The organism is Spirobacillus cienkowskii, from assembly GCF_037081835.1.
Classification (GTDB): Bacteria; Bdellovibrionota_B; Oligoflexia; order Silvanigrellales; family Silvanigrellaceae; genus Silvanigrella; species Silvanigrella cienkowskii.
Genome location: NZ_CP146516.1, coordinates 2377318 through 2402313, shown reverse-complemented (window position 1 = coordinate 2402313; position 24996 = coordinate 2377318). Strand labels below are relative to the sequence as shown.

General features: G+C 30.9%; 30 protein-coding genes and 2 pseudogenes. 19 read left to right on the top strand and 13 right to left on the bottom strand.

What is annotated here, in order from left to right:
- Window positions 1–44 precede the first annotated feature (44 nt).
- Window positions 45–521, top strand: a complete 477-nt coding sequence (locus Spiro2_RS10720) for a helix-turn-helix domain-containing protein (RefSeq protein ID WP_338635781.1) — start codon at window positions 45–47, stop codon at window positions 519–521.
- A 2-nt stretch (window positions 522–523) separates the two neighbouring features.
- A pseudogene (locus Spiro2_RS12795) lies at window positions 524–619 on the top strand (PIN domain-containing protein); the annotation flags it as partial.
- 27 nt (window positions 620–646) lie between these two features.
- Here the strand turns inward: Spiro2_RS12795 and Spiro2_RS10715 are convergent.
- Window positions 647–1540, bottom strand: coding sequence for an IS982 family transposase (locus Spiro2_RS10715; RefSeq protein ID WP_338634920.1), 894 nt, complete (start codon window positions 1538–1540; stop codon window positions 647–649).
- 212 nt (window positions 1541–1752) lie between these two features.
- Between Spiro2_RS10715 and Spiro2_RS10710 the strand changes: the two genes are divergently transcribed.
- On the top strand, window positions 1753–1878 hold the full coding sequence (locus Spiro2_RS10710) for a hypothetical protein (protein ID WP_338635780.1): 126 nt from the start codon (window positions 1753–1755) through the stop codon (window positions 1876–1878).
- Window positions 1879–2001: 123 nt separating this feature from the next.
- Here Spiro2_RS10710 and Spiro2_RS10705 read toward each other — a convergent pair whose 3' ends face one another.
- Complete coding sequence (locus Spiro2_RS10705; protein WP_338635779.1) at window positions 2002–3168, bottom strand: transposase; 1167 nt, start codon at window positions 3166–3168, stop codon at window positions 2002–2004.
- Window positions 3168–3575, bottom strand: coding sequence for an IS200/IS605 family transposase (gene tnpA / locus Spiro2_RS10700; RefSeq protein WP_338637767.1), 408 nt, complete (start codon window positions 3573–3575; stop codon window positions 3168–3170). The genes Spiro2_RS10705 and tnpA (Spiro2_RS10700) overlap by 1 nt, the downstream gene beginning before the upstream one ends.
- A 631-nt stretch (window positions 3576–4206) precedes the next feature.
- Between tnpA (Spiro2_RS10700) and Spiro2_RS10695 the strand changes: the two genes are divergently transcribed.
- Entirely contained in the window at window positions 4207–4413 is a 207-nt protein-coding gene (locus Spiro2_RS10695) for a hypothetical protein (RefSeq protein ID WP_338635778.1), read from the top strand.
- 7 nt (window positions 4414–4420) lie between these two features.
- On the opposite strand, the gene Spiro2_RS10690 is transcribed toward Spiro2_RS10695, so the two are convergent.
- The 3 genes from Spiro2_RS10690 to Spiro2_RS10680 all read right to left on the bottom strand — a co-directional run bounded on the left by Spiro2_RS10690 (window position 4421) and on the right by Spiro2_RS10680 (window position 6048).
- The gene (locus Spiro2_RS10690) at window positions 4421–4750 is read right to left on the bottom strand and encodes a helix-turn-helix domain-containing protein (protein WP_338635777.1); all 330 of its coding nucleotides are present in this window, start codon (window positions 4748–4750) and stop codon (window positions 4421–4423) included.
- Between the two features lie 2 nt (window positions 4751–4752).
- Window positions 4753–5085 (bottom strand): hypothetical protein, encoded by a 333-nt coding sequence (locus Spiro2_RS10685; RefSeq protein WP_338635776.1) that lies wholly within the window; start codon window positions 5083–5085, stop codon window positions 4753–4755.
- Window positions 5086–5532: 447 nt separating this feature from the next.
- Entirely contained in the window at window positions 5533–6048 is a 516-nt protein-coding gene (locus Spiro2_RS10680) for a Fic family protein (protein ID WP_338635775.1), read from the bottom strand.
- 317 nt (window positions 6049–6365) lie between these two features.
- On the opposite strand from Spiro2_RS10680, the gene Spiro2_RS10675 reads away from it, so the two are divergent.
- Window positions 6366–7193, top strand: coding sequence for a transposase (locus tag Spiro2_RS10675; protein WP_338635774.1), 828 nt, complete (start codon window positions 6366–6368; stop codon window positions 7191–7193).
- 137 nt (window positions 7194–7330) lie between these two features.
- Here the strand turns inward: Spiro2_RS10675 and Spiro2_RS10670 are convergent, their stop codons facing one another.
- Window positions 7331–7927 (bottom strand): Panacea domain-containing protein, encoded by a 597-nt coding sequence (locus tag Spiro2_RS10670; RefSeq protein WP_338635773.1) that lies wholly within the window; start codon window positions 7925–7927, stop codon window positions 7331–7333.
- Between the two features lie 920 nt (window positions 7928–8847).
- Between Spiro2_RS10670 and Spiro2_RS12790 the strand changes: the two genes are divergently transcribed.
- Together Spiro2_RS12790 and Spiro2_RS10660 are read left to right on the top strand one after the other, a co-directional pair.
- Complete coding sequence (locus Spiro2_RS12790) at window positions 8848–9156, top strand: DUF6932 family protein (RefSeq protein WP_422398039.1); 309 nt, start codon at window positions 8848–8850, stop codon at window positions 9154–9156.
- Complete coding sequence (locus tag Spiro2_RS10660; RefSeq protein WP_338635771.1) at window positions 9153–9566, top strand: helix-turn-helix transcriptional regulator; 414 nt, start codon at window positions 9153–9155, stop codon at window positions 9564–9566. Before Spiro2_RS12790 ends, Spiro2_RS10660 begins: the two co-directional genes overlap by 4 nt.
- Window positions 9567–9783: 217 nt before the next feature.
- On the opposite strand, the gene Spiro2_RS10655 is transcribed toward Spiro2_RS10660, so the two are convergent.
- On the bottom strand, window positions 9784–10071 hold the full coding sequence (locus Spiro2_RS10655) for a hypothetical protein (RefSeq protein WP_338635770.1): 288 nt from the start codon (window positions 10069–10071) through the stop codon (window positions 9784–9786).
- 177 nt (window positions 10072–10248) lie between these two features.
- Window positions 10249–11088 (bottom strand): Rpn family recombination-promoting nuclease/putative transposase, encoded by an 840-nt coding sequence (locus tag Spiro2_RS10650; protein WP_338635769.1) that lies wholly within the window; start codon window positions 11086–11088, stop codon window positions 10249–10251.
- 312 nt (window positions 11089–11400) lie between these two features.
- On the opposite strand from Spiro2_RS10650, the gene Spiro2_RS10645 reads away from it, so the two are divergent.
- On the top strand, window positions 11401–11643 hold the full coding sequence (locus tag Spiro2_RS10645) for a type II toxin-antitoxin system Phd/YefM family antitoxin (protein ID WP_338635768.1): 243 nt from the start codon (window positions 11401–11403) through the stop codon (window positions 11641–11643).
- 6 nt (window positions 11644–11649) lie between these two features.
- Window positions 11650–12027, top strand: a complete 378-nt coding sequence (locus Spiro2_RS10640; RefSeq protein WP_338635766.1) for a type II toxin-antitoxin system VapC family toxin — start codon at window positions 11650–11652, stop codon at window positions 12025–12027.
- A gap of 34 nt (window positions 12028–12061) precedes the next feature.
- Here Spiro2_RS10640 and Spiro2_RS10635 read toward each other — a convergent pair whose 3' ends face one another.
- Window positions 12062–12913 (bottom strand): Rpn family recombination-promoting nuclease/putative transposase, encoded by an 852-nt coding sequence (locus tag Spiro2_RS10635; RefSeq protein WP_338635764.1) that lies wholly within the window; start codon window positions 12911–12913, stop codon window positions 12062–12064.
- Between the two features lie 592 nt (window positions 12914–13505).
- Between Spiro2_RS10635 and Spiro2_RS10630 the strand changes: the two genes are divergently transcribed.
- Both Spiro2_RS10630 and Spiro2_RS10625 read left to right on the top strand, forming a co-directional pair.
- Window positions 13506–14393: a DNA-processing protein DprA gene (locus tag Spiro2_RS10630; RefSeq protein WP_338635763.1), complete on the top strand. Its 888-nt coding sequence runs from the start codon at window positions 13506–13508 to the stop codon at window positions 14391–14393.
- 67 nt (window positions 14394–14460) lie between these two features.
- Entirely contained in the window at window positions 14461–14751 is a 291-nt protein-coding gene (locus tag Spiro2_RS10625) for a type II toxin-antitoxin system HicB family antitoxin (RefSeq protein WP_338635762.1), read from the top strand.
- A 3-nt stretch (window positions 14752–14754) separates the two neighbouring features.
- Here Spiro2_RS10625 and Spiro2_RS10620 read toward each other — a convergent pair whose 3' ends face one another.
- On the bottom strand, window positions 14755–15678 hold the full coding sequence (locus Spiro2_RS10620) for a hypothetical protein (protein WP_338635761.1): 924 nt from the start codon (window positions 15676–15678) through the stop codon (window positions 14755–14757).
- A 616-nt stretch (window positions 15679–16294) separates the two neighbouring features.
- Between Spiro2_RS10620 and Spiro2_RS10615 the strand changes: the two genes are divergently transcribed.
- The 5 genes from Spiro2_RS10615 (at window position 16295) to Spiro2_RS10595 (ending at window position 21384) form a co-directional block, all read left to right on the top strand.
- Window positions 16295–16600: a helix-turn-helix transcriptional regulator gene (locus Spiro2_RS10615; RefSeq protein ID WP_338635760.1), complete on the top strand. Its 306-nt coding sequence runs from the start codon at window positions 16295–16297 to the stop codon at window positions 16598–16600.
- Between the two features lie 331 nt (window positions 16601–16931).
- Window positions 16932–17972: an extracellular solute-binding protein gene (locus Spiro2_RS10610; RefSeq protein ID WP_338635759.1), complete on the top strand. Its 1041-nt coding sequence runs from the start codon at window positions 16932–16934 to the stop codon at window positions 17970–17972.
- Between the two features lie 3 nt (window positions 17973–17975).
- Window positions 17976–19544 (top strand): iron ABC transporter permease, encoded by a 1569-nt coding sequence (locus Spiro2_RS10605; RefSeq protein WP_338635758.1) that lies wholly within the window; start codon window positions 17976–17978, stop codon window positions 19542–19544.
- Complete coding sequence (locus tag Spiro2_RS10600; protein ID WP_338635757.1) at window positions 19534–20619, top strand: ABC transporter ATP-binding protein; 1086 nt, start codon at window positions 19534–19536, stop codon at window positions 20617–20619. Before Spiro2_RS10605 ends, Spiro2_RS10600 begins: the two co-directional genes overlap by 11 nt.
- 219 nt (window positions 20620–20838) lie before the next feature.
- Window positions 20839–21384 (top strand): PAS domain-containing protein, encoded by a 546-nt coding sequence (locus Spiro2_RS10595; protein ID WP_338635756.1) that lies wholly within the window; start codon window positions 20839–20841, stop codon window positions 21382–21384.
- An 11-nt stretch (window positions 21385–21395) separates the two neighbouring features.
- Here the strand turns inward: Spiro2_RS10595 and Spiro2_RS10590 are convergent, their stop codons facing one another.
- Window positions 21396–22760 carry a transposase gene (locus Spiro2_RS10590; RefSeq protein ID WP_338635755.1) on the bottom strand — a complete coding sequence of 455 codons (1365 nt, stop codon included), beginning with the start codon at window positions 22758–22760 and terminating at the stop codon, window positions 21396–21398.
- A 47-nt stretch (window positions 22761–22807) separates the two neighbouring features.
- Between Spiro2_RS10590 and tnpA (Spiro2_RS10585) the strand changes: the two genes are divergently transcribed.
- From tnpA (Spiro2_RS10585) to Spiro2_RS10575, 3 genes and pseudogenes are all read left to right on the top strand, one after another.
- Entirely contained in the window at window positions 22808–23284 is a 477-nt protein-coding gene (gene tnpA, locus Spiro2_RS10585; protein ID WP_338635754.1) for an IS200/IS605 family transposase, read from the top strand.
- A gap of 112 nt (window positions 23285–23396) precedes the next feature.
- Window positions 23397–23969: pseudogene (locus tag Spiro2_RS10580) on the top strand (methyl-accepting chemotaxis protein); the annotation flags it as partial.
- Window positions 23970–23979: 10 nt separating this feature from the next.
- Window positions 23980–24165 carry a hypothetical protein gene (locus tag Spiro2_RS10575; protein ID WP_338635753.1) on the top strand — a complete coding sequence of 62 codons (186 nt, stop codon included), beginning with the start codon at window positions 23980–23982 and terminating at the stop codon, window positions 24163–24165.
- Between the two features lie 82 nt (window positions 24166–24247).
- On the opposite strand, the gene Spiro2_RS10570 is transcribed toward Spiro2_RS10575, so the two are convergent.
- Window positions 24248–24988, bottom strand: a complete 741-nt coding sequence (locus tag Spiro2_RS10570; protein WP_338635663.1) for an ATP-binding protein — start codon at window positions 24986–24988, stop codon at window positions 24248–24250.
- Window positions 24989–24996 lie beyond the last annotated feature (8 nt).

The following is a 24996-nucleotide window of genomic DNA, read 5'->3' as shown; positions in this document are numbered from 1 at the left end:
TCGTTTATGCGGTAAAGTAACCTCTGAGTTAAGGAGAGGATATTATGAAAATAAGCGCCCTAACATTAATAGAAGAATATATTCCAACAGTTGAGGATACTAAGAAAGCTGAAATTGTAATTAAGGATATCTCAAATTTCTGCGAAAAGAAAAAAATAAAAAATCTTGAGCTTGCGTTAAATTTTCAAGGTAATATTAAGAATTTACAACTTCCATTAAGTTTTATGCCATTTTTAATGGACATATTAAATGAAATTGCACATGGAAATTCAGTTACAATTGTGCCATTTAATAAGGAATTTACAACGCAAGAAGCAGCTGACATTTTAAATGTATCACGCCCATTTATTATTAAAATTCTTGAATCGGGACAAATGCCATTTCATAAAGTTGGTGCGCACAGAAGAATCAAAGCAAAAGATTTAATGTCATTCAAGAAAAAGATGAATAAAAAAAGTAAAGATGCACTTGATAAGTTGGCAAGGATTTCTCAAGAAGACAAACTTGGTTATGAAGACTAAAAATGAGCAGTAATAATTTTGTTGTTATTTATGATGCGTGTATTTTGTATCCAGCAAATTTAAGAGATCTTTTACTCCATTTCGCTTTAACAAATATATGCCAATTAATAGTTGAGAAAAATCAATTAGAATTTGAATAAGTAGTTAAACAGGCAGGCAGAAAATCGTCCGAAAACATGGACGATAAGGCCTTTAGTCGATCGAACTTTTGATGCGATTTGAATACCGCTGGATTCAATTAACCAGTTAAAAAGGATTTCAATGGACTGCCGAATAGAGCTAACAGATTTAGAATAAACTTTCTCATCACTAGAAAGAGTTTTTTTATTCCGAGAGAGTTTAATTGGTGTGTGTAATTTAGAGTTTATTTGATTCAAGTTTTTTTTAGTTGATTTGTCACAGTAAGCACGATCGGCAAAGATTTGCGAATGTTTGAAGTTTAAAAGATCATTCTTAACAGCAGTTAAGTCGTGAGTTGCGGCGGGTGTGATTTTAAAATCAATAGGTGCGGCAAGTTTTTTATTTTGAAACAAAGCAGCGAGATGAAGTTTTAACCCATAGTAAAATTTATCTTTTGAAGAGCAATAGCCAATAGCAGAAATATCGTTTGCAGTATTGCACTTGTGCGCCCGAAAACCAGTTGTGAGTATAATAGGTAAAGAGTCAATAAGAATAAAAGGTTTGGATTTTGTTTTAGGGATTTTAAATTTATTATTTTTTAAAATAAAGTTTGCAAGTTCAGGAAAGAGTTTACTTAAGCTATTAAGTCTTGACAAAAATCCTTCATAAGAAGGCAAGTGAGGAAACCAGTTTGGAATAAAATTTTTAGTGAAGTTAAAAATAGCTTTTATATTTTTTTGTTTCATTAAAACTCCAAAGATGTAAATAGTGGTGACTTCTTGGTCTGTGAACGAGGGATTTGAGTTTGGACTAATTTTTAAAAAAGAGGTTGGAGAGAGTTGAGAAAAGAAATCGCAGGTAGTAAGGTATACAGTGATGAGTTGGCTCTGCCAGTCCATTGGTAGCTCCTTTGTTAATTTTGTTTGTGCAAAAATTATTTAACAAATTGGAGCTATTTCTTCAAGCCTCACAATAACTTTCTCAACTATTAACTGGCATAAATATATTTAAAGCGAAATGGAGTGATGATATTCATGAAGAATGGATTAAAAACTTACAAAAGAATAGACCTGACTTAAAAATAGAGAGGTTAAATAAGACAAGAGAGCTTATGGAATTGGCTGTACCAGATGCCAACATTCCAAAAGCAAGGTACCAAGAAATTTTAACATCACTTTCTTTACCAGATCCTGACGATAAGCATATATTAGCAGCAGCAATTGTATGCCAAGCGTAATTTATTGTGACTTTTAATTTGAAAGATTTCCCTAAGAAGATATTAATTGACATCCTCCCCTCCCTAAAAACCTCCTAACGTCGATTTTTTGAGGAAGGGGATTCCCTAGATACAAAAGAAAAACTAGCTAGAATTTTTCTTCGTACGAGTCGGCCTATCATGCCCGATAGGGAACATGTTCTTGTATGCGTTGAGTATGTTTATACTCGCATTGACATCACGATCATGGATCGTTTTGCACTTTTCACAAGTCCATGTTCTTACTCCAAGCCCGATCCGTGGTAGTATTTCACTACACTTTGAGCACGTCCGAGTTGAATCTCTTTCTGAAATTTCTTTGTATATTGAAGCAGCTCTAACGGCTTTGTACTTCAACATATTTTTAAACATCCCTATTCCTGAATCGAGTGATATTCCTGATAGCTTTTTATTGCGATTCATGAATTTACAAGGAACATCACCAACTACAATTAGGGAACATTTTTTCACAAGTTTTGTAGATTCTTTATGCAAATAGTCTTGTCTTATATTGGCTACTTTTACATGCAGTTTTCTTTCTTGTTTTGACTTTGGAAGAGAATGATATTTTTTACTTTTTGATTGTTTTCTTTGTGCAAATCGTTGACATCTTTTTAAATAGCGAAGTTTTTTTAAAGCATTTTTTCTTAAGTTTGGTCTATCAATCTTTTCACCATTTGAACATGTTGCAAGAGTTTTTATTCCAATATCAATTCCAATTTCTTTGTCTTCATCCCTTTTAATTCTGATTAATTCACTTTCAAATGCAATATTTAAATACCAATGACCGCTCTTATCTTGACAAAATGAGCCTGTTTTTATTTTTGCATCTTCTGGTAGTTCTCTTGAATTCCAAAAAGAAAATTCATTCTTATTATAAGATATTTTTCCATCATGAATTTTAATTGCAGATGATTTAAATGGTACCCATCCAAGAGATTTTTTACCACGCCAACGCAAGAGTGTTTTAAATTGTTTTCTACGTGTGATGTATTCTTGAGAAATAGCCTGAACTGTTTGAGAATGAAGACCTAGTTCTTTTGAACTTCCTGCAACTAATCCATCCATTTCTGAAGATGAAAAAAAATACGGAATAGAAATTTTTTCATCCGATTTTTTATCATCTATTAACTTAACGGATTTATTTTTAAGAGCCTCTTGTTGAGTTTGTTTGCAAAAATTCCATACCATATTTACAGAACGTGACATTTGAGATAGCACCCTATTTGCTTTCCCTGAATCTTTAATTCTGTAGTGATATGTTGTTATCATTAATGCTCAACTCCACCTTGATTTTCAATATACCTTTTCAGAACATTTATAGGAGCACCGCCTACACTTATTAAGCAATAGGATGTTGTCCAAAAAGATTCTTCCCAAAGTTTTTTTTTGATTTCAGGAAATTCCTTTTTAAGAAGTCTACTTGTAGCCGATTTCATCGCATTTATATATTTAGAAAGTTCACAGTTTGGTTTTGTTCTAAGCAAAAAATGAACATGATCAGGTTCCCCATTCATTTCCTTAATTTTTACATTGTGGCTTATCCCAATATATTCTGCAATTTCTCTAAGTCGCAATAACATTTTTTGATTTGTTAAAACTTTTTTTCTATATTTAATAACCAAAATCAAATGATAGTTTAAACTAAATACAGAATGATTATTAGAATCTAACTCAATCGTCATGAATCTCCCCTATTAATTATAGGGTACTACCGATTTATTTAAATATCAAATTTTCTATATCAAAAATTAATAATTATAATTACGTCTGATTAATAGTACGGCTAAAGCCAACTTTCGACATGCAAAAATTCCTATCGTCTTTTTGCATGCCTCGTCAGGCTTTCAATTCAACCTTGCACCGTTTGGTGCTGCGGTCTTTTAAGCTCACTTATATCCCCGACTTTAGAAGTCGGGGCTTTACGTTTTCGTTTCTGGTAAATATGAAATTGAGGCAATCCATCCAGACGATTTTATTTGTCATTTAATAGATCTTTCTCCTGAAAGCGTTCTTGATTCTATTTCTAATCAATTAAATAGTTTAAAAAATCCGCCAATAAAAATGGCAGATTTGATAAAAATTCATAAAAAAAGCGGTCTTCACAAGAGTATGCAACAAATAGAAACCATGCTTGATATTTAAATATAAATTGATTTATTAAATGTTTTCTCGCGACTTTGCCAGAAAAAAAATTTATAAAAAAGAAGTGTTGATTTTACTAGAAATTTGAATTTTTCCGTGCAATGCAATGCCTCCAAAACTTTATAGCGAAAAAAAATGAAAGATCATTCTTTGGGCATTTGAGGAATGAGCGATAGCAGTGTAAAGCGGCCAGGGCTTAAAAGCGTTGTCAGCCATAAAGCCATTCTTGAGGGCGATTTTTTAATAGAAGAAACTCGCTTTTCTTGCAATGAAAATGGCCTCAAAACCAGTTTAAAACTTGTACTCAAAGACGCCTACACCCAAAAAACCGAGCGCGATAAGCAATCTGTGGGCGAAATTGGCGAGGTTTGATGGGAGCTTAAAAGTAATTTGAAGATACTTTTTTAATTAAATCTTCTCCTTGATTAGCAAGTATATCCATCAATCTTAAAGCTACACCTTTGGGTTTATTTCCACCTTGTTCCCATTTAGCAACAGTTTCGTGCGAAACAGCTAAAAAATTTGCAAATTCTTTTTGGCTTAGGCCTAGCGAAAGACGAAGTTTTTTAATTTGATTTGGCTTCATAAGAGTAACGGGTTTAAACTCAATAGTTTTGTGATCATGAACTCTTGCGGCAGCATTTTTTTTGCCTTCTTTGTAGAGGGTTGCCTCTTTTAATCCTCTTTCAAGTTTTTTAAATAAGGTCATGGTTAATCCTCTTTTTTTAAATTGTTAACAAGTTTAGCAAGTATATTAATCTCTGATTTTGTAAGATTTGCTTTTTCATTTTTTGCAATAACTGCTAGTAAATAAACTTCTTTAGTAGCTGTTATATCAAGATAGAAAATTCTAACCCCTCCTCTTTTACCTTTATTTCCAACAGACCAACGTACTTTTCTAACTCCTTTAGATCCTTGAATGATATCTCCAATTAATGGATTTTTCATCAGTTCTAATTCAAGAAAATTGAGTTCCTTGTCATCCAAACCTAAGCGTTGCCAATCTTCCCAAAATCCGTTCAAAACAACAAAAATTCTATCCATCACAACTCCATTCAAACACTAACTAGTATTATATACTATTTAATAAGGATAAAATTATCAATCAGAATTTTTTGTATATAAAATTTTATTTAAAAATTTATATAATTATAATTGCTTATATGATAAGTTCGTCGATTTTATCTCTTGATTCACAATTTTAATTCCTCCCCTTTTACCCCTTTTTTATATCAAAATATGTATGGCAAGATGATGTAAGTACAGTATGATTGGCACGAAGAAAAAGCAGAAACAAACCAAAAAAAGTTTTATTCGATTGCAAGAAAAAAATGGGTAGGGCAAAAAAACAAAAAATCGATTCTCACAATATTTAAAGATTTTCCACTTCTTCAGGGGAAAGTTTAGTTATTTTAATAATATCAGACATTGAGCAATCCATTAGCTTCATTTTTTTTGCAACTTTATGCTTAGCGATTTGAAGATAATTTTTTAATCAGGCTCTTCTTCAATTCCATTAAAGTTACTTAAATTAGTTAATCTTGCTTTTAACCATTTAATTAAATCATTGTAAGCATTGCCTCGCTTAAAATGGTATTCATGATTATATAATTTATGAGCTTTTCTTAAAGCGTTTATGTAGTTATTTTCTTCTTTTTTATGAATTTCAAAGCGTTCAAAATAAAATTTTTGACTATGTATCCCCATCAAAATTAAAAATAACCTTCCAGTTCTTCCATTGCCATCAGGAAACGGATGAATTCTAAAAAAACTTTCTAAGAATATGGCACAAAGTCTTAAAAAACGGGATTCTGATTCCCATTGCTCAGAAAAAGTATTTAAAAAATGATCATTAAATAAAGTAATAAGTTCTGCTTCAATATTTTGAGGATTTGATCCTTCTCTGCAATGATTACCTGTATCAAAAAAAATTTCTCTATCACGAAAATTTCCAAAAAAACCAATACCTGTATTTTTAAAAATTTCCTTATTAAGAAATTTTATCAAATTAATAAACTCTATTGGAGTTTTAGGAAACTGGTATAACTTATTTTCTATGTCCTTTTTTAAATAATAATAAGATTTTTCAACCTCTTTAGTAATTAATTCAGCTATTTCTTCGCTCGCTTTTATATTAAAAAACTCATAGTAGTACTTTACTAGAAGTTGATCGTACTTTTTGAATACACAACTACCTTGTTTTAAACAATCATAATTAAAATTAATGCCAGTTAATAGTTGAGAAAGTTATTGTGAGGCTTGAAGAAATAGCTCCAATTTGTTAAATAATTTTTGCACAAACAAAATTAACAAAGGAGCTACCAATGGACTGGCAGAGCCAACTCATCACTGTATACCTTACTACCTGCGATTTCTTTTCTCAACTCTCTCCAACCTCTTTTTTAAAAATTAGTCCAAACTCAAATCCCTCGTTCACAGACCAAGAAGTCACCACTATTTACATCTTTGGAGTTTTAATGAAACAAAAAAATATAAAAGCTATTTTTAACTTCACTAAAAATTTTATTCCAAACTGGTTTCCTCACTTGCCTTCTTATGAAGGATTTTTGTCAAGACTTAATAGCTTAAGTAAACTCTTTCCTGAACTTGCAAACTTTATTTTAAAAAATAATAAATTTAAAATCCCTAAAACAAAATCCAAACCTTTTATTCTTATTGACTCTTTACCTATTATACTCACAACTGGTTTTCGGGCGCACAAGTGCAATACTGCAAACGATATTTCTGCTATTGGCTATTGCTCTTCAAAAGATAAATTTTACTATGGGTTAAAACTTCATCTCGCTGCTTTGTTTCAAAATAAAAAACTTGCCGCACCTATTGATTTTAAAATCACACCCGCCGCAACTCACGACTTAACTGCTGTTAAGAATGATCTTTTAAACTTCAAACATTCGCAAATCTTTGCCGATCGTGCTTACTGTGACAAATCAACTAAAAAAAACTTGAATCAAATAAACTCTAAATTACACACACCAATTAAACTCTCTCGGAATAAAAAAACTCTTTCTAGTGATGAGAAAGTTTATTCTAAATCTGTTAGCTCTATTCGGCAGTCCATTGAAATCCTTTTTAACTGGTTAATTGAATCCAGCGGTATTCAAATCGCATCAAAAGTTCGAATCGACTAAAGGCCTTATCGTCCATGTTTTCGGACGATTTTCTGCCTGCCTGTTTAACTACTTATTCAAATTCTAATTGATTTTTCTCAACTATTAATTGGCATAATTAATATAATTGTATTTGTCTTTACAAAATTCACAATTTTTCATGGGCTCTCAAAATAAATTTTTTTAGCAGTATTTACAAGTTCATCAAAAGATTTAAACCCTATAATTGGTATTCCATCTAATTCAAAGCTACTTAAATCAAAAACATATTCTGGTCCATAAATTCTTTCTTTTTTTGGATTAAAAAATTTATTAATAAAAGTATTTTTAATTTTGTTTTCGTCAATTATAATATTATTGCTTTCAAAAGCAAATTTCCAAGGTTCTTCTAAATGAGATTGTTGTCTAATTTTCCAAGGAGTTAAACTTCCATATAAATATAATACCTTTAATAATAATTGTTCTATCTCTTTTGCAAACGGAATGCTTGGTTTATTAATACTGCTTTTTAAAATATTTTTATTACTAAAAACTTTAAACTCATTATAAATTGATCTACACACAGGACCATGTTTCCATGCTTCAAAAATAAATTGTTCAAAATGAGGATCAATATTGTTTGCTATACAAATACCATAACAATAATAAGACAACTTTTGTAGTTTTAAATGAGTTAATTCATTTAACCCACAGTTCGTCTCTGGTAGATTATGAATGATCCATTTTGACAACTGAATAGGATCTATTTTTTGCATAAAATCCTCCCGATTTTTATAAAGATTCCATGTTAAAGTATTTTAAATTAATAATTTCATTTTAACAAGTAGTTATAAAAATTTTATAAAATATAAATATATTATCAACTTATATGTTATTTTTTAAAGTGCTTCTAGCTAATTTTCTTAATTTTGTAACAACATTTGCTTTTTTATTCTTTAAAGTGATCGCTATTTACATTCTCTCCTTCCTCAAAAAATCTCCTAACTCGATTTTTTGAGGAAAGGGATTCTCTAGATACAAAGAAAAACTAGTTAGAATTTTTCTTTGTAAGAGTTGGCCTATCATGCCCGATAGGGACGACTGGCTCTGTATGCTCGCAATATATTTATTTAGAGTTCCGGTGTCTGACTCTAAGCCCTATCCGTGGTCGTATTTCACGACACTTTGAACACGTCCGAGATTGAATATCTTACTGAAATTTCTTTGTATATTGTACCAGCTATCACCGCTTTGTAGCGCAACATATTTTTAAACACTCCTATCCTTGAATCGAGGGATTTAACTTAACAGGTTTATTTTTAAAAGCTTCTTTTTGAGTTTGTTTGCAAAAATTCCTATCGTCATTTTGCTTGCCTCGTCAAGCTGTGAACAAATCTAGGTTCTTATTTCAATATCGAGTTGTATGATTGTTTTGTACTAAATTGGCGAGGTTTGAGTGGGGGTGGGGCTTCTTTGTAATCAAGCAATTTACATCTCGATTTAGTCATGCTAATTTAGTCATGACTATAAAAAGGTGCTATGATTAGCTTACGGTGAACCGATGAGTATTCCTGAATTTGGTAAGAACGGTGAGTTGTCACCCTGAGAACATATTGCAACCCTTGAGCAAATAAACAATCGATTTGGAACAAGTAATCCAAGAAGAGAGGCTCTAATGTCAGTATAAAAAACTGACATTGAAAACTTTAAGCTTGCGGGTATTAAAAAAATATGGATTGACGGAAGCTTTGTTACTTCAAAATTTGAACCTAACGATATTGATGGCTGCTGGCGTTATGATGAAAAAGTTAATTTAGATATTTTAGACCCCGTTTTTTTGCAAAAATCTCTCTTCTTAATGAAAGCTAAATATGGACTAGAATTTTTTCCAGCTGCTTTTACCGAAGGCTATTCTGGTTTGCCTTTTCCAAGATTTTTTCAACTTAATAGAGAAGGAACCCCAAAAGGTATAATAGTTGTTAACTTAGGAGATAATAATTTATGATTACTAGTCAAAAACAACTTTTAGCAGCAAAAGAAAAAGTCAAAATGTTAAAAGAATCAATTATCACTGAGCAACAAAAAAATGTACCAGAAGTTTTAAAACTTGCTACAATTGGCCAAATTGAAGAACTTATTTCTGAAATTGAAGTTGAAATAAATGAATATGAACTATTAAAAAATAATAAATCTTCTGAAATACAAATATTTTCTTTAGAAGATTTAATGAATGCTCCAATTAAATATCGAATAGCAAAAGGTATGTCAATTGAAGATTTTGCTCGTAAAGTTCATATACATTCAAGACAAATTGCTCGTTACGAACTTGATCATTATCATAATACCTCAACTGATACTCTATTAAAAATATTAGTATGTCTTGATGTAAAGATTTCTGGAATGGTTAAGTTATAAAATTACTAACAAAATTATTAACTCAGCGGATTATTTGCTCTGTTAATTTTTTAAATTAACACATTTTTGGATAATATTATATCAAAATATGTATGGTAGTAGGAGGTGCAGTATGATTGGCACGAAGAAAAAGCAGAAACAAACCAAAAAAATTTTTATTCGATTGCAAGAAAAAAATGGGTAGGGCAAAAAAACAAAAAATCGATTCTCACAATATTTAAAGATTTTCCACTTCTTCAGGGGAAAGTTTAGTTATTTTAATAATATCAGACATTGAGCAATCCATTAGCTTCATTTTTTTTGCAACTTTATGCTTAGAGATTTGAATGCCAATTTCAAAACCTTCTTTATAACCAATTTCAAAACCTTCTTCTTTAGCAGTTTCAAGTCGTGAAATAGTGTCTAACAAATATTTTAAGCGTGGGGTGTAAGCCATTCTTTCTTCGGGGTGATGTCTCAAAAAGTCCAAAGTTTCTTTTGCTTCTTCGCGAAGTTTTTCTAACATATTAAGTTCCTATATAAAAAAAAAATTTGTATTTTAAATTTAAAAATACATTTTTAACGAACCTCAAACGTTGATTACGTTCTAAGTTCGCCAACTTAATTAAAACGTCAACGCCAGTCAATTGTATAGGGGCGGAAAATAATTTTAGAGGAGAATTTACTAAAAATTAAACAGTTTTTAAAGATTTTCCAATTCTTCGGGCGAGAGTCCAGTCATATCTATAATATCTATCATTGAGAAGTCTCTGGCTTTTAATTTTTTTGCGATTTCAATAGCTTTATTATGTTCTCCCTCGGTTTTAGCATCATCAAGTCGAGAAGCGGTGTCTAGCAAATATTTTAAACGTTGAGTGTATGCCGCTCTTTCTTCGGGGTGATGACTCAAAAAGTACAAAGTTTCTTTTGCTTGTTCAAATAATCTATCTTGCATGGCGAGTTCCTCGAACACTTTTTTGTTTTTAGCTTGAAAGAAGAGTAACCATTTTTCAAGCCTTGTCATACTACCATTATACATATGTTTGGGCATTTTGGGTATAATTAAATAATGGATTTCAAGGTCGGGGGCAACAATTTCGTGGTTGTCGACATCTAAAACAGAGAGCATTCTATGATAGCTATTGTTTTCGGGGAAGAGGTCAAAGTTTATGATATTAATACACACGCAGCGATTTAAGCCTTTGTAATGATTGCCGGTTGCCAATTGGTTGGAATACAAACTGCTCCAATAATACAAACTTCTTTTGACATAATGTTTTTCTGGTGCAACCTGCATTTCAATATTGATTTTGCTGCCGTCATCGAGCTCAGCCAGAACATCCAAAAAATATTCTTTGCCACTGGCAATATTTTTTGGTAGAGAAGAGTTTGAAAAGGTAACAGATTTTACCAATTTTTCGTTTTTATTGGCAAACACACTATTGACAAGGTCAATAAAAAGTTCTTGTTTTTCGCCAAAAATCTTTTTGAAGATGGAATCCACTTTGGGGTCAAAAATATCGACAGATTCGGTTTGGAACATAAAAATCCTTCAACAATAAACACGTTATTTTTAATTTCACTGCGTAATTACAGTTTGCAAACTGCAAATACAACTTGCTGCGAGCTTCATGTGCAATTCACACATGAAGCTCGCCACCCTAGTGAGAATGTGTTTTCCGGTCAATTGTGTGAGAGTGGAATTTAAATATCACAATTATAACAATATATCCTAAAAAATATTTTTAATAATTTTAATATATTAGGTTTATTTAACAAAGTTTGTTAAATTTAGTTTGATTTTTGACGAAAACTAAACTAAGCTTAGTTTAGTTTGTAGAAAAGGAGAAAGAGTGTGTTAATTATAAACATGCACGAAGCTAAAACAAATTTGTCTAAATTGATCGATGAGGCTGTTAAAAGCGGAGCTGGTTTTATGATTGCAAAATCTGGTAAACCTATTGTTATTGTGGAGCCTATTAAAAAAGAAAAAAATCCTGTTATTTACGGTCTTATGAAAAGAAAAATAAAAATTGATGATGAGGATTTTGACTCTCCAAGTAAAGAAATTAATGAAATGTTTTATGGTAAGGCTTAAAAATTCATGAAAATTTTACTTGATACACACATTATTATTTGGATAATGCAAGATTCAAAAAAATTAACAAAAAAAGCTCGTAAAGTTATAGATGAAGCCACAGAAATTTATTATAGTCCAATTTCAATTTGGGAAATTATAATTAAAAAAAATCTAGGTAAATTAGATTTAAATTTAAGTGAATTAAAAGAATGTCTTGATAGAAATTGTTTTCGAGAGCTTCCTTTAACTTCTGAGCATGTTATAACCTTGAATGAATTACCAAATATTCATAAAGATCCATTTGATAGAATAATTATTTCACAAGCTTTGTGCGAACCTCTTAAACTGATTACAGCGGATGTAACAGTAAAACAGTATTCAGAGTTTATAATTTTAATTTAATTTTCTGAAGAAGAAAAATCGATTCTAACTATATTTAAAGATTTTCTACTTCTTCGGGCGAGAGTCCTGTCATTTTAACAATAATCATTAATGAAAAATCATTTGCTTTCATGTTTTTTGCTGTTTCAAGCGCTTTTTTATGCTCACCTCTAGCTTCGCCTCTAGCTTCAGCATCATCAATTCGAGAAGCGGTATCTAACAGATATTTTAAACGTTGGGTGTATGCCGCTCGTTCTTCGGGGTGATGACTCAAAAAGTACAAAGTTTCTTTTGCTTGTTCAAATAATCTATCTTGCATGGCGAGTTCCTCGAACACTTTTTTGTTTTTAGCTTGAAAGAAGAGTAACCATTTTTCAAGCCTTGTCATACTACCATTATACATACCTTTAGGCATTTTGGGTATAATTAAATAATGGATTTCAAGGTCTGGGGCAACAATTTCGTGGTTGTCGACATCTAAAACAGAGAGCATTCTATGATAGCTATTGTTTTCGGGGAAGAGGTCAAAGTTTATGATATTAATACACACGCAGCGATTTAAGCCTTTGTAATGATTGCCGGTTGCCAATTGGTTGGAATACAAACTGCTCCAATAATACAAACTTCTTTTGACATAATGTTTTTCTGGTGCAACCTGCATTTCAATATTGATTTTGCTGCCGTCATCGAGCTCAGCCAGAACATCCAAAAAACATTCTTTGCCACTGGCAATATTTTTTGGCAGAGAAGAGTTTGAAAAGGTAACAGATTTTACCAATTTTTCGTTTTTATTGGCAAACACACTATTGACAAGGTCAATAAAAAGTTCTTGTTTTTCGCCAAAAATCTTTTTGAAGATGGAATCCACTTTGGGGTCAAAAATATCGACAGATTCGCTTTGGAACATAAAAATCCTTCAACAATAAACACGTTATTTTTAATTTCGCCGTGCAATTGCAGTTTGCAAAATGCAAATACAACTGGTGGCGAGCTTCATGTGCAATTCACACTTGAAGCTCGCCACCCTAGTGAGAATGTGTTTTTCGGTCAATTGTGTGAGAACAGAAAAATGAGTTGTTGATTTTTTTAGATATTGAGTTTTTTTAAGAAAGTATTTTTTTGTAATCAATTTCTAATTAATGGTGAACTTTAAATATGGTTTTCATTACTCAATAAGTAACTAATTATTGTAACAAGAATTTTTCTTTTTTTATTATTGTTTTTGTACAAATTTTGTAAATAGCGCAACAATTATGATATCAAAATATTAAACTTAATTTTTATGGTAAAATTAAAATTATTTTTTGGTTTTTATAATTTACTAGTTATTTTATTTGTTTAATTATGTTTGATTGAATTAGGATTTTTTAATGTAAATATAGACTGTAATGTAATATTAATGTATTATTTTATTGTATAACAAGAAAGAAGGTATATTGCTTATACAGATAATAAATCTAAAAATAATTTTTCTAAATTAAACAGTAAAGCGGTTAAAAATGGAGAATAGTATTTTAACAGAGTTGCATAAATGTAATTCCAATCTCAGTCTTGAGGTTGGAAGTTACGAAGCTTTATGGGATCAAGGCGACTTTATTGGTTATGCAAAACTCGCAAAAATGTTTGAGAACGGATGCAAACATCCTTCAAATTTTATAGCAGCAGAAATAGCTGAAAAATATTACAGTGAAGTTATGAAAAGAGTGACGAGCGCGAATATTAATCATTTTGGTGTGACAATGCGTGGTAGCCAAAATTATCAAACTTCATTCTTAGACGCACAAAGTCCTTTAGAAATTATTTACTATCAGGGATTTTGGGATCTTGTTTGTACACCATGTGTGGCAATTATTGGTACTCGCCAGCCAAGTGAAGCAGGGGTTAGAAGAACGCAAAAACTCACGCAAGGCTTGGTAGAGAAAGGTTTTACAATTGTGTCTGGCCTTGCTGCTGGCATTGATACAGTTGCGCATCAAACGGCAATAAAATTTAATGGCAAAACAATTGGGGTTATTGGCACTCCTTTATCTGTTTTTTATCCAAAAGAAAACAAAGATCTTCAACAAAAAATAGCACAAGAGCACCTTATTATTAGTCAGGTACCTTTTATAAAGTATGAAAAACAAAATTTAAAAACAAAAAGATTTTATTTTTTAGAACGAAATAAAACTATGTCTGTGTTAACTAAAGCAACTATTATTGTTGAAGCAGGTGAAACATCGGGCACTCTGGTTCAAGCCGAAGCTGCTTTAAAACAAAAAAGAAAATTATTTATTTTACAAAATAACTTTGAAAATCCTAAATTAACTTGGCCTTTGAAATTTAAACAAAAGGGTGCGGTTTGTATAAAAAATTTTGATGATGTTTTTGAAAATCTTAAACAATAAGGTTTGAGTTGTTTTATTAAAGTTTCTTTAAATTATAAAAAAGTAACTGTTAAATATGGAGAAATCAATGAGGGTAGAAGGGTTTATAAAAAAAGTAATTGATAACGATATAACATATTTTGTTGCAGAAGTTCCTTCGTTATTAGTTGTAACTGATGGTGATACCGAAGAAGAAGCATACTATATGGTACAAGATGCCATTGGTTTGATGTTAGAAGTGCATACTGAGGGTAAAATAAATAAAAATAATATTACAATAATACCTTTGGACAGTGAAAAATTTGACGTAATCTGCTCTGACACTAAATCATTGCACTCTTTTTTGTTAAAACAACAGAGAGGAAAAATTAAAAATTAAAAATTAAAAATTATAAACTCTACCATACTTCGGCTTCCAAACCGCTAAATATAAATTTAAAGAATCATAAACTTCACTGTAAGAATGCATGTTTGTTGCAACAATTAATGCACATAAAGACTCTAGCATATAGACTGTTTGATCGCTGCGAAAATCAGAATTCATAAAAACAAGAGATTTACAAGCTAAATTAATCATGCCAGACATACCAGAAGCTAATGGAATATTTTTCTTAATATAACGATTATAATTAACATTATAACTTTTTTTAAATTTCCCATTATTTTCTTTTAAAATATATTTAGACATTTTCATTTCTATATAATCATTGGAACGAGAAAAAGGTAAAAAATTATTTTTAAAATCATCTAATTTAATAGAATTTGTCATACCAAAATTAAATTCATCATAATTCTTAAGAGACTGAACTCTAAGATGCCCATCAGAATAATATTCTTTTGTAGAGAAAACTTTGCTATTATAAATTTTATTAAGTAAAATAAACTGCTGTATCAAGTAAGAATTTTCTAAAATACCCAAATTTTCATTTTTTAATCCACCAAAAAATACCCAAAAAACCGACAATAAGCAGATATGATTTGTTTCTTTAATAAAAAAGTCAGCTAAATCTAGATGCGAGTGAAATTTTTTATCTAAAACTGGGTAATCACCAATTTTTGAATCAATAAATTTATTTATAACGGTATAGAATTTATTTAAATTTAAAACATAAGAAACTCTTATAACTCCAGAAAATAGTCTTGAAACAACAAGTATATTTTCAATATACTTAGGATCATTTAAGATATTAAAAGCAAATAAATCCTCTTCAACTCTTCTATCATTGATATTTTTTGATCTATAATTAAACTTAAAAATTTTTCTTTGACAATCATAGTTAGATTTTTTATAAATTGAAAATCCCATATTTAAGCCTATAAAATCTTATAATTTTATTAATAAACCCCAAAAAAAGGCAAAATAACAAATACAACTTAATATTTATTAAATCAATAGTTTTATAATAATTAAAATAAATTTATCATATAATTTTTATATAATTTAAATTTTAAAAAATAAATGATGCATATTATATCACTCCCATTAAATTTGTTATATACAAAAAAAATAACTGTTTGATAATAAATATATTTAATGCCTAAACATAAAAATAAATTTTTTGCACTACATATTAATTATAAAAAAACAATTAAAATAATGATTGAGTGTTATCAAGTATTGAAGAAGTCTTAATTTTTGACAAATTTTCAGCAAAAGTTGGATTACCACAACTAACGAAAGCGTTAAGTTAAGGACAATAATAACAGATCAAAAATGGTCGAGGCTAGAAACAATTATAAAAGAATTTAAAATTCACTTTTCAAAGTGTTTAAGGTCTTTAGATTTAAAAATTTTTTAATCAATCTTTAAAATTTTAAGGAATAAAAAACCCATAATAAAATACTTGATTTTTTAATATAACAGCTATTATAACAGCTATTATAATAGCTATTATAAGGGTTTTTGTGTTATAAGGGATATTATGATATCAATTAATTTTTTAAGCACGCAAGAAATGCAAAAGAAAATAGCCGAACAAGCCCGTGCCAAAAGGCTCAATCTCAATTTAAGTCAGCAATCTTTGGCGCAAAGATCGGGTGTGAGTTATGGTGCTTTAAAAAAGTTTGAAAAAACTGGGGAAATTTCACTAAAATCATTATTAAAACTATCTATAGTGCTAAAAGCTACCAATGATTTTAATGCGTTATTTGCCCCCGAAAGCCCAGAGGCAGCGTTATCTCTCGATGCGCTTATGAAGCAGGATACAAGAAAAAGAGGGAGAACATGAGTTTTTCTCCTCAAAATCTTATTTTCATCGCGTACTATAATTTTTCAGAAGATTTTTCTATTTTAACTTCCACTTCTTTTGCACAATGAGTCCATATATTAAATATCATTTTTGCTTATCCCCTCTTTTTAAGGGATGAGCATTTTTAACTCAAACTCTCACAAAGCTTTTTTGGTTTTTTTTGATATTCTTTAGTTAACAAATTGGCTGCGCGCTCTACCTCTAAAAATTTAAGCGCATTCATTGAGATTGATTTTCAGTTTCACTATATAGTGTTTTGGTTGGTATCGAGAGGGTCTAGGTAATTTGTCTAAAAATACAGGGAGCAAAAATGAAAATATTTATAAAAACAATAGTTTTAATTTCTATGTTCAATATTCCATTGCAAATATTTGCAAACAATAAGATAGTTCAAAAAGAAGAAATAAATATATACACTTCAAGGCATTACGAGGTTGATAAAAAACTGTATGAAAATTTTGAAAAACAAGAAAACGTAAAAGTTAATGTTTTGTTTATCAAAGAAGCCGCGCAAATTTTTGAAAGGCTTAAGCGTGAGGGCAAACATAGCCCGGCCGATGTGGTGCTCACAGTTGATGCAGGGAGTATTTGGAAAGCCGAACAAGACAATCTTTTTCAACCTATCAGTTCTGCTACCATTGCGCAGCGTCTTCCTGAAAGCTTAAGAAGTGATAAAAACAATTGGGTTGCAGTGAGTATGCGTGGCCGCGTGATTGCCTACAACAAAGAAAAGCTCAAAGGTAACGAGATTGATACTTATGAAAATTTAGCAAACAACAATTGGAAACACAAATTGCTCATTCGTTCTTCGCACAATGTGTACAATCAATCGCTTGTGGCAGGATTTTTAAATGCAAATGGAGAAAAGGCAACCTCAGAATGGCTAAAAAATGTGTCTGGTAATTTAGCCCGCACACCAGAAGGCGGAGATACAGATCAACTGTTGGCTTTGGCAAACAATGTAGGAGAAATGGCAGTTGTTAATACCTATTATTATGCCCGTATGCTCAATTCCAATGAGGCAAAATTTCGCTCTGCAGCAAATAAAATTGGAATTATTTTTCCAAATCAAAAAAACAGAGGAGCGCATGTTAATATTAGTACCGCGGCGTTGGCAAAATATGCTCCCAATAAAGAAAAAGCGATTAAATTTATAGAATTTCTTCTTACCAAAGAATCACAAACAATGATTATGAATGAAAACTACGAATATCCTGTTACCATTGATGTTGAGTGGAATAAAACTTTACAAGAACTTGGAAAAGCAAAATTTGATTTAGATGGTATAAAACAAATTGGCTCTAATTCTCTTGAAGCGCTTAAGTTATTAGATAAGTATGGTTGGAGATAATTTTTGAAAAAAAAATTACTTAAAATATTTTTTATATTTTTGATTATTCTCATTCAATTACCACTTATTAGTTTGATTTTTTCTACTTTAGGTTTTAAGTTAGATACTATTTTACATATTACAGAAAACCTTTTGCCTAAATATTTAAGCAATACGTTGTATCTTTTTATTGGTGTTGCAGTAGTAATGAGTATTGTTTCTTTACCGCTTGCTTACCTTATTGCGCGATTTCAGTTTCCGTTCAGAAATTATTTTGAATGGGGATTTTTAATTCCTTTATCAATTCCATCTTATATTTTTGCTTATATATTTTATCAAAATAAAAGTTATTTTCCATCTTTAAATTCAACATTTTTGGCATCTGTTATCTTTACGTTATCGCTGTATCCTTATGTGTATTTATTTTGTAAAAATGCTTTTATGAGTATTCCAAAAAATTTAGAATATGCGGCTAAAAGTTTGGGTTCTACAAAATTAAGTGTTTTTTTTAAAATTCAACTTCCCATTATTCTTCCTTCATTTTTTTCTGGAATAATACTAGTATTTATGGAAGTTCTTGCTGATTTTGGTACTGTAGATTTTTTTTCTATTGATACTATTGCAACCGGTATTTTTAGAGTATGGTCTGCAACAGGTGATACTGCCTCTGCTTCGTTTTTATCATTGATTCTTTTTTGTATATCGTTACTTTTTTTGTTTTATGATAATAAATTAAAAAGTAAGATTTCGCTGTTAAATAATACAGATAATCAAGTAAAGTTAAATAAATTAAATCGAATTTCTGGTTTTTTGGCGTTTTTATATTGCTTTACTATTTTTCTTGTTTCTTTTATTCTCCCATTTTTATATACAGTTTATAAATTTTATGAAGAAGGTTGGAAGCATTTAAATAAACATTTTTTGCAAATAAGCGCACAAACTTTTTTACTTGCTTTTAGTTCTGCTCTTTTGTGTACATTGATTTCAATTTTTATAACATATTTGATTAAAATAAATTCTCATAAAGATAAATTATTTAACATTGGAAAATTAAACGCAATTGGTTATTCGCTGCCCGGCTCTTTAATAGCAATTGGAATAGTAATTAATTTAGCAGAATTAGATAAATTATTAAATTTTATATTTCATAATTTACTAAATTTAAAAGACATACACATTTATACATTAGGGTCATATTTAGCACTAAATCTTGCCTATTTAACAAGGTTTAGTGCAATATCTCATAATTGTTTGTCGTCACAATTAGGGCTTATTAATAATAATTTGTATGACGCGTCTAAAACTCTAAATCAAAAAGAATTTTCTACTTTTAGATGCATTTATTTTCCGTTATTAAAAAGAAGTATTTTAGCGTCATTTCTTATAACTTTTTTAGATATTATAAAAGAATTGCCTGCAGCAATGATATTACGTCCATTTAATTTTGATACCTTAGCAATTGAAGCCTATAATTTAGCCTCTGATGAGCGTTTTACAGAGGCAACGCCTTCTATTCTTCTAATCATTGTAACAGCTTTAATTCCTATTATAGGTTATATTTTTCTTCAAAGGTTTAAAAAAAATGAATTCTAACTTAGCAAATATATTTTTTAGCTGCAATAATGTTTATTTAAATAAGGGAAAGAAAACACTTTTAAAAAATATAAATTTTCAAATTTCTATTTCTGATGGAGAATTTATCAGTCTTGTCGGTCCTTCTGGATGCGGCAAAACAACCCTTTTAAAAGCAATTACAGGAATAGAAAAAATTTCTGATGGCGTAATTTCTTTAAGTTCTAATGTGATTTCGAGTTCTAAAATTCATTTGCCCATTGAACAAAGAAATATTGGCTTGGTATTTCAAGATTTGGCATTATTTCCGCATTTAAATGTGGCAGAAAATATTAAATATGGGCTTTGTAAAAAAAATAAAACTGAAGTGAGCGCTCGCTTAAATGAACTGTTAAAACTTGTGCAGCTTAACGAGCAAAGCGAATTTTATCCTCATATGCTTTCGGGAGGACAACAACAAAGAGTTGCCTTTGCACGCTCTCTTGCTCCAAAACCTAAATTGTTACTGTTAGACGAACCCTTTTCGGGATTGGATTTTTCTTTTAGACGAGAAATTGCACTTAAATTAAAAAATATTATTAAAAATCAAAAGACAACAAGTATTTATGTTACGCATCAGCCAGAAGAAGCACTTCATTTATCTGATAAAATTATTTTAATGAACAATGGTGAAATTGTGCAAATTGGCACTCCTCAAGATATTTATTTAAATCCTAACAATCTTTTTGCGCTGCAGTTTTTTTCTCAGGTAAATTCAATGAATGCTGTTTGTATAGATAATAATAAGTGTATGACAGAATTTGGAAAAGTGAATTTTAATCAAAATATTGTAAATAAAAATGAAAAAGAAATAAAGATACATTTTCGATCTGATGCATTAATTTTTTCAAACAATAAAATTGATGAAAATTCTGAAAGAACCCAATCGCTTCCATTTAAAATAGAAGAAATTCGCTTTCACGGACAATTCTCGATATATCGTTTGAGTCATCCAAAAATATCAGAAATTTTTAGTGTTCAACACTTTTGCACAAGTTTTAAAATTGGAGATATTGTGCATGTTTCTCTTAAGAAAGATTTTCTATATGTTTTTTAAAATGAGAATTAAAAAATTTTAAAAAAATTTCAAAAAGATAATTTGTGACTTGTGACGAGTGAACAAGATAGTTTTGTTAAAGGCTTGGCTGTATGGAATTAAGTGTCATAGTTTATAATATTGGCGGTTAAAGCTTTTTTAAAATGGGTCGAAGTATTGAGGCGATCGGCCAGATAAATAAGTATTGATGCTAAACTATACATTACGGTGCCAAATACCATGCAAAAATCAGAGCTCATGAATGATCTTAACCATGAGGAGTTTCAGGGATTAGTAAACGCGATTGATAAATCACAAGCTATAATTGTATTTAATTTAGAAGGCACTATTCTCACAGCAAACGAAAACTTTTTGAAAACGGTTGGCTACTCACTTGATGAGATTAAAGGCAAACATCATCGTATGTTTTGTGATCCTGCATACGTAGCCTCACCAGAGTATCAAGCATTTTGGCAAAGGCTTGGCCGCGGTGAGTTTGATGCTGGGCGTTACAAGCGTTTTGGAAATGGGGGAAAAGCAGTATGGATTCAAGCAACATATAATCCAATTTTCGATATGAACAATAAACCATTTAAAGTTGTTAAATTTGCAACCAATATTTCTCCTCAGGTTGCACTCGAAGAAGAAGTCACAAAAATCGCAATCAATTTTGCAACTAAGTCAAAAGAAATTTCATCACAAGCAAAGGCAGTAGCTTCTGGGGCGCAGTCTCTTGGCGCAACAGCCGAAGAAATGAGTGCATCAGTTGAAGAACTCAGTGCGTGAACCACTCACCCCTATAGGGAGTGAACTTCTGAAGTCATAGGAATCAGCGGATTAGATTGCTCTAATATCGTCTTACATATTCCTCGTCCAGCTTTACTTCGGCTAGTCCCTAGCCTAGTTCTTGTCTTAGCTTTTGGCTTTGACAAAAGAAATTGGACACCTCTTTTTGCTATTATTTTTGCTGCATTGACATCAGCATTGTCATGATTTCCGCAAAATAAACATAAGAAATTATCTTGTGTTTTTCTGTTATCGGCGTGAGTGTGGCCGCAATGGGCACATTCTTGACTCGAATAATGAGGTGAAACTTTAACAACAAGTTTATTATACTTTTTAGCTTTATATTCTAAAAATTCTATTGTTTTTGCCAATCCTTTTGAGAGCAATTCCCTATTTAACCCAGCTTTGGCTTTGCGCATATTTGGTAAATATTTCCCGTTTGCATTTTGCTTAGGTTGAGGAGTTTTGGTCATGTTTTTGAGTTTTAAATCTTCTACTGCAAATATTTTTGCTTCTGAATTTACAATAGAGTGAGAAACTTTATGACAAAAATCATGCCTAATATTGCTTATTTTAGCATGAATTTTTGCAATTTTTATTTTGGTTTTATTTCGACTTGTAGATCCCTTTTTTTGCCGAGAAAGCCTTTTTTGATATTTTTTTAGCTTTCTTTGTTTGAGTTTGATTTTACTTTTTAATTTTTCATCAAAATCATAACTAATTTGGCGACTAGTTTGAAATGGAATTGCAATACCACAATCAATCCCTATGGTTAAATCATTAAGTGATGTTTCGTCTAAACAAGAATATTCATCTAATAATTCTTGCTCAGATTTTACATAATTTTTGACTTCGTAACAAAAAGAAACAAACCATGTATTATTTTTCTTTCCAATTACGATTTGTTGCGGATTGCCAAACTCCTTATGCGCTTTAAATTTTAACACTCCTAAGTTATTTTTCTTTGTGCCAATAATTAAATTTTTTAAAACAACTCCATCATTACTTATTTCGTCTTTAAATTTAAATAACTCATTGGTTAATAAAACAGTGTCTTTGATTCCTTTTTTCTTTTTACGAGGATTGTTTGCTAACCCTTTAAAAAAACGCTGTTTTGCAGTGTACCAAGTTGCAGACGCATTGCGTAAAATTTGTGAAGGACATTGATTTAGCCACTCTTTTTCTTCTGTTTTAAAATGAGAGTAAGCTTGATTGACAGATATTTTTTCAGCAGTATTTTTAAAAATAATATAATTTTGATTATCCTCTGACACTTTGCAATTGTAAATCACTCGAGCGCAACCTATCCATTGAGAAAGTGTATGAGCTTGCTCAACAGTTGGGTATGCTCTAAATTTTACACCACAATTTGCCATGGTTTCTCCTTCATGTTAATCTAGCTTTCGTTTATTTTGGAGTCAATATGGATCATAAAAATTACCAATGGAGAACAGGAAGAAGCCAAATATATAAACATTACTATCATTTAGTATTTGTTACAAAATATAGGCGTCATGTTTTTACAAAAGAAATTCTTGAACGCACTGAAATTATTTTTAAAGAAACCTGTGAGCAACTTGATTGCGAACTGATAGAATTTAATGGCGAAGATGATCATGTACATATTCTTGTCAGCATTCCTCCAAAACATTCTGTTGCTATTGTTGTTAGCAAATTAAAAGGAAAATCTTCTTATTTTATTAGAAAAGAATTTTGGGAACATGTTGAGAAAAAATTATGGGGGGATCATTTTTGGAGTCCTAGTTATTGTTCTGTCACTTGCGGTGGCGCACCCCTTGAAGTTATTAAAAAATATATTGATGATCAAAGAAAACCATCATCCGAAAAAGGTGTTGCTCAATCTATTCGGGAAAGAAAAGTTCGATTGCGAGCGGACTAATAGTTTTAAAAAAGCACTAACGTGTTTTTTTAATTCTCCGCCCACTTCACTGGCAACAGTTTAGACGGCCTTAACTCGCTCCCAAAGGATCAAGAATACGGCCTTATTTTGTTCAATAGCTAAAAAAACTCAATCAGAAGCTGATCAAGGTTCTCAGGCTATTGCAAAATCGATTGAGGCTATGGAACTTATTAACAAGTCCTCAGAAGAAATTTCTGAAATTGTTAAAGTAATAAGTGAAATTGCGAGTCAAACCAATCTTCTTGCCTTTAACGCTGCGATTGAGGCTGCAAGGGCTGGTGATCATGGGTTAGGATTTTCTGTTGTGGCTGATGAGGTGCGCAAACTGGCAGAAAATTCTTCTAAGGCAACAAAAGAAATTTCTAAATTAATTCATGAATCAGTGAAAAGAGCTTCTCAAGGAAGCGAAATTTCAAAAGAAGCTGCCAACTCATTTAAAAAAATTGTTGAAGGTGTTGCCAAAACCACACAATCAATTACCGAAATTTCGGTGGCCGCTCAAGAACAGCAGACAGCGGCAAAAGATGTGGCTCAAGCTATTCAACAGGTGGCTGACGCGACCGAAAAATCAGCAATAGCATCTGAAGCTATTGCGCAAGCGACAACAGAGCTTGCTAGTGGAGCAGACCAGTTAAAATTGGCAGTTCAAAAATTTGCTAATTAAGGACTGTTTTATGGAAATCATTCTTAGTGAAAAATGCTTTAATGATTTTATTAAACTCATTTATGAATTAACGGGAATTACAATTGGTCATAATCGAAATTCAATGGTTGAAAGTCGATTAAGAAAAAGGTTAATAGCACTTAAATTAACAAGTTGCTCGATTGCAAAGAAGGGAACCACCCTGATTGCATGTTAAGGGAGCCACTTTATGAGCCAGCGACGAAGGTGAATCGTCTATAAAAAAATGGGTACAAGAAAATTGATTTCGTAACAAGTTTCTAGTCTTTTTTTGTTATTTTAAGCTTTTCTCTATAAGAACCTCCTTTTAGTGTAATTATTTGACTAGGATTTCGTAATCTATCAACAATTGCTTCTGCAATGACAGGGTCTTCAAACAATTTAATCCAACCATCAGGATGAACCTGTGAAGTTACAATTGTAATGCTTTTTCTTTGACGTTCTTCAAGAATATCAAGTATGATACCCGCTTCTTCATGGTTATATTGCCGTAAAGCAAAATCATCAAATATTAAAATTTCTTTCTTCGTTATTGTTTTTACCCAAGCAAGATATTTTCCAGAAGCTTTTGTTGCAATGGCTTCTTCAAGAAAAAAGTTGACTGAAGAAAATAGAACTCCTGAACTTTCTTGGCATGCACGGCGCCCTATCCCTATTGCTAAATGAGTTTTCCCTTCGCCTGTTTTTCCAAGAATAATTAAATTTTCTCGATTATGTAAAAAAGAAAGTTGAAATATTTCTTTCATTTTTGCTTTTGAGATACCTCTGTCAAAAGACGCATCCCAGTCTTCTAAATCAATACGATGGCGAAATCGTGCTATGGATTCTAGGCGCTTGTTTAATTTATTTTTCCTAGAATTTGCCTCGTCTGACAATAACAGCGATAAAAATTCAGATGGACTTAGATTTCCTGATTCAAACTCCGCGCATCTTCTTTCCATATTTTCTAAAAATCCAGGTAAACGTAATTTTTGTGCTAAGTTTTTGGCTTGTTGGAACATATTATTTC

Excerpts from the sequence above, each read along its gene's own strand:
- Spiro2_RS10720 (WP_338635781.1), top strand. The coding sequence starts at position 45 with ATGAAAATAAGCGCCCTAACATTAATAGAAGAATATATTCCAACAGTT.
- Spiro2_RS10715 (WP_338634920.1), bottom strand. The coding sequence starts at position 1,540 with ATGGACTGGCAGAGCCAACTCATCACTGTATACCTTACTACCTGCGAT.
- Spiro2_RS10710 (WP_338635780.1), top strand. The coding sequence starts at position 1,753 with ATGGAATTGGCTGTACCAGATGCCAACATTCCAAAAGCAAGGTACCAA.
- Spiro2_RS10705 (WP_338635779.1), bottom strand. The coding sequence starts at position 3,168 with ATGATAACAACATATCACTACAGAATTAAAGATTCAGGGAAAGCAAAT.
- Spiro2_RS10695 (WP_338635778.1), top strand. The coding sequence starts at position 4,207 with ATGAGCGATAGCAGTGTAAAGCGGCCAGGGCTTAAAAGCGTTGTCAGC.
- Spiro2_RS10690 (WP_338635777.1), bottom strand. The coding sequence starts at position 4,750 with ATGACCTTATTTAAAAAACTTGAAAGAGGATTAAAAGAGGCAACCCTC.
- Spiro2_RS10685 (WP_338635776.1), bottom strand. The coding sequence starts at position 5,085 with ATGGATAGAATTTTTGTTGTTTTGAACGGATTTTGGGAAGATTGGCAA.
- Spiro2_RS10675 (WP_338635774.1), top strand. The coding sequence starts at position 6,366 with ATGGACTGGCAGAGCCAACTCATCACTGTATACCTTACTACCTGCGAT.
- Spiro2_RS10670 (WP_338635773.1), bottom strand. The coding sequence starts at position 7,927 with ATGCAAAAAATAGATCCTATTCAGTTGTCAAAATGGATCATTCATAAT.
- Spiro2_RS10660 (WP_338635771.1), top strand. The coding sequence starts at position 9,153 with ATGATTACTAGTCAAAAACAACTTTTAGCAGCAAAAGAAAAAGTCAAA.
- Spiro2_RS10655 (WP_338635770.1), bottom strand. The coding sequence starts at position 10,071 with ATGTTAGAAAAACTTCGCGAAGAAGCAAAAGAAACTTTGGACTTTTTG.
- Spiro2_RS10650 (WP_338635769.1), bottom strand. The coding sequence starts at position 11,088 with ATGTTCCAAACCGAATCTGTCGATATTTTTGACCCCAAAGTGGATTCC.
- Spiro2_RS10640 (WP_338635766.1), top strand. The coding sequence starts at position 11,650 with ATGAAAATTTTACTTGATACACACATTATTATTTGGATAATGCAAGAT.
- Spiro2_RS10635 (WP_338635764.1), bottom strand. The coding sequence starts at position 12,913 with ATGTTCCAAAGCGAATCTGTCGATATTTTTGACCCCAAAGTGGATTCC.
- Spiro2_RS10630 (WP_338635763.1), top strand. The coding sequence starts at position 13,506 with ATGGAGAATAGTATTTTAACAGAGTTGCATAAATGTAATTCCAATCTC.
- Spiro2_RS10625 (WP_338635762.1), top strand. The coding sequence starts at position 14,461 with ATGAGGGTAGAAGGGTTTATAAAAAAAGTAATTGATAACGATATAACA.
- Spiro2_RS10620 (WP_338635761.1), bottom strand. The coding sequence starts at position 15,678 with ATGGGATTTTCAATTTATAAAAAATCTAACTATGATTGTCAAAGAAAA.
- Spiro2_RS10615 (WP_338635760.1), top strand. The coding sequence starts at position 16,295 with ATGATATCAATTAATTTTTTAAGCACGCAAGAAATGCAAAAGAAAATA.
- Spiro2_RS10610 (WP_338635759.1), top strand. The coding sequence starts at position 16,932 with ATGAAAATATTTATAAAAACAATAGTTTTAATTTCTATGTTCAATATT.
- Spiro2_RS10600 (WP_338635757.1), top strand. The coding sequence starts at position 19,534 with ATGAATTCTAACTTAGCAAATATATTTTTTAGCTGCAATAATGTTTAT.
- Spiro2_RS10595 (WP_338635756.1), top strand. The coding sequence starts at position 20,839 with ATGCAAAAATCAGAGCTCATGAATGATCTTAACCATGAGGAGTTTCAG.
- Spiro2_RS10590 (WP_338635755.1), bottom strand. The coding sequence starts at position 22,760 with ATGGCAAATTGTGGTGTAAAATTTAGAGCATACCCAACTGTTGAGCAA.
- tnpA (WP_338635754.1), top strand. The coding sequence starts at position 22,808 with ATGGATCATAAAAATTACCAATGGAGAACAGGAAGAAGCCAAATATAT.
- Spiro2_RS10575 (WP_338635753.1), top strand. The coding sequence starts at position 23,980 with ATGGAAATCATTCTTAGTGAAAAATGCTTTAATGATTTTATTAAACTC.
- Spiro2_RS10570 (WP_338635663.1), bottom strand. The coding sequence starts at position 24,988 with ATGTTCCAACAAGCCAAAAACTTAGCACAAAAATTACGTTTACCTGGA.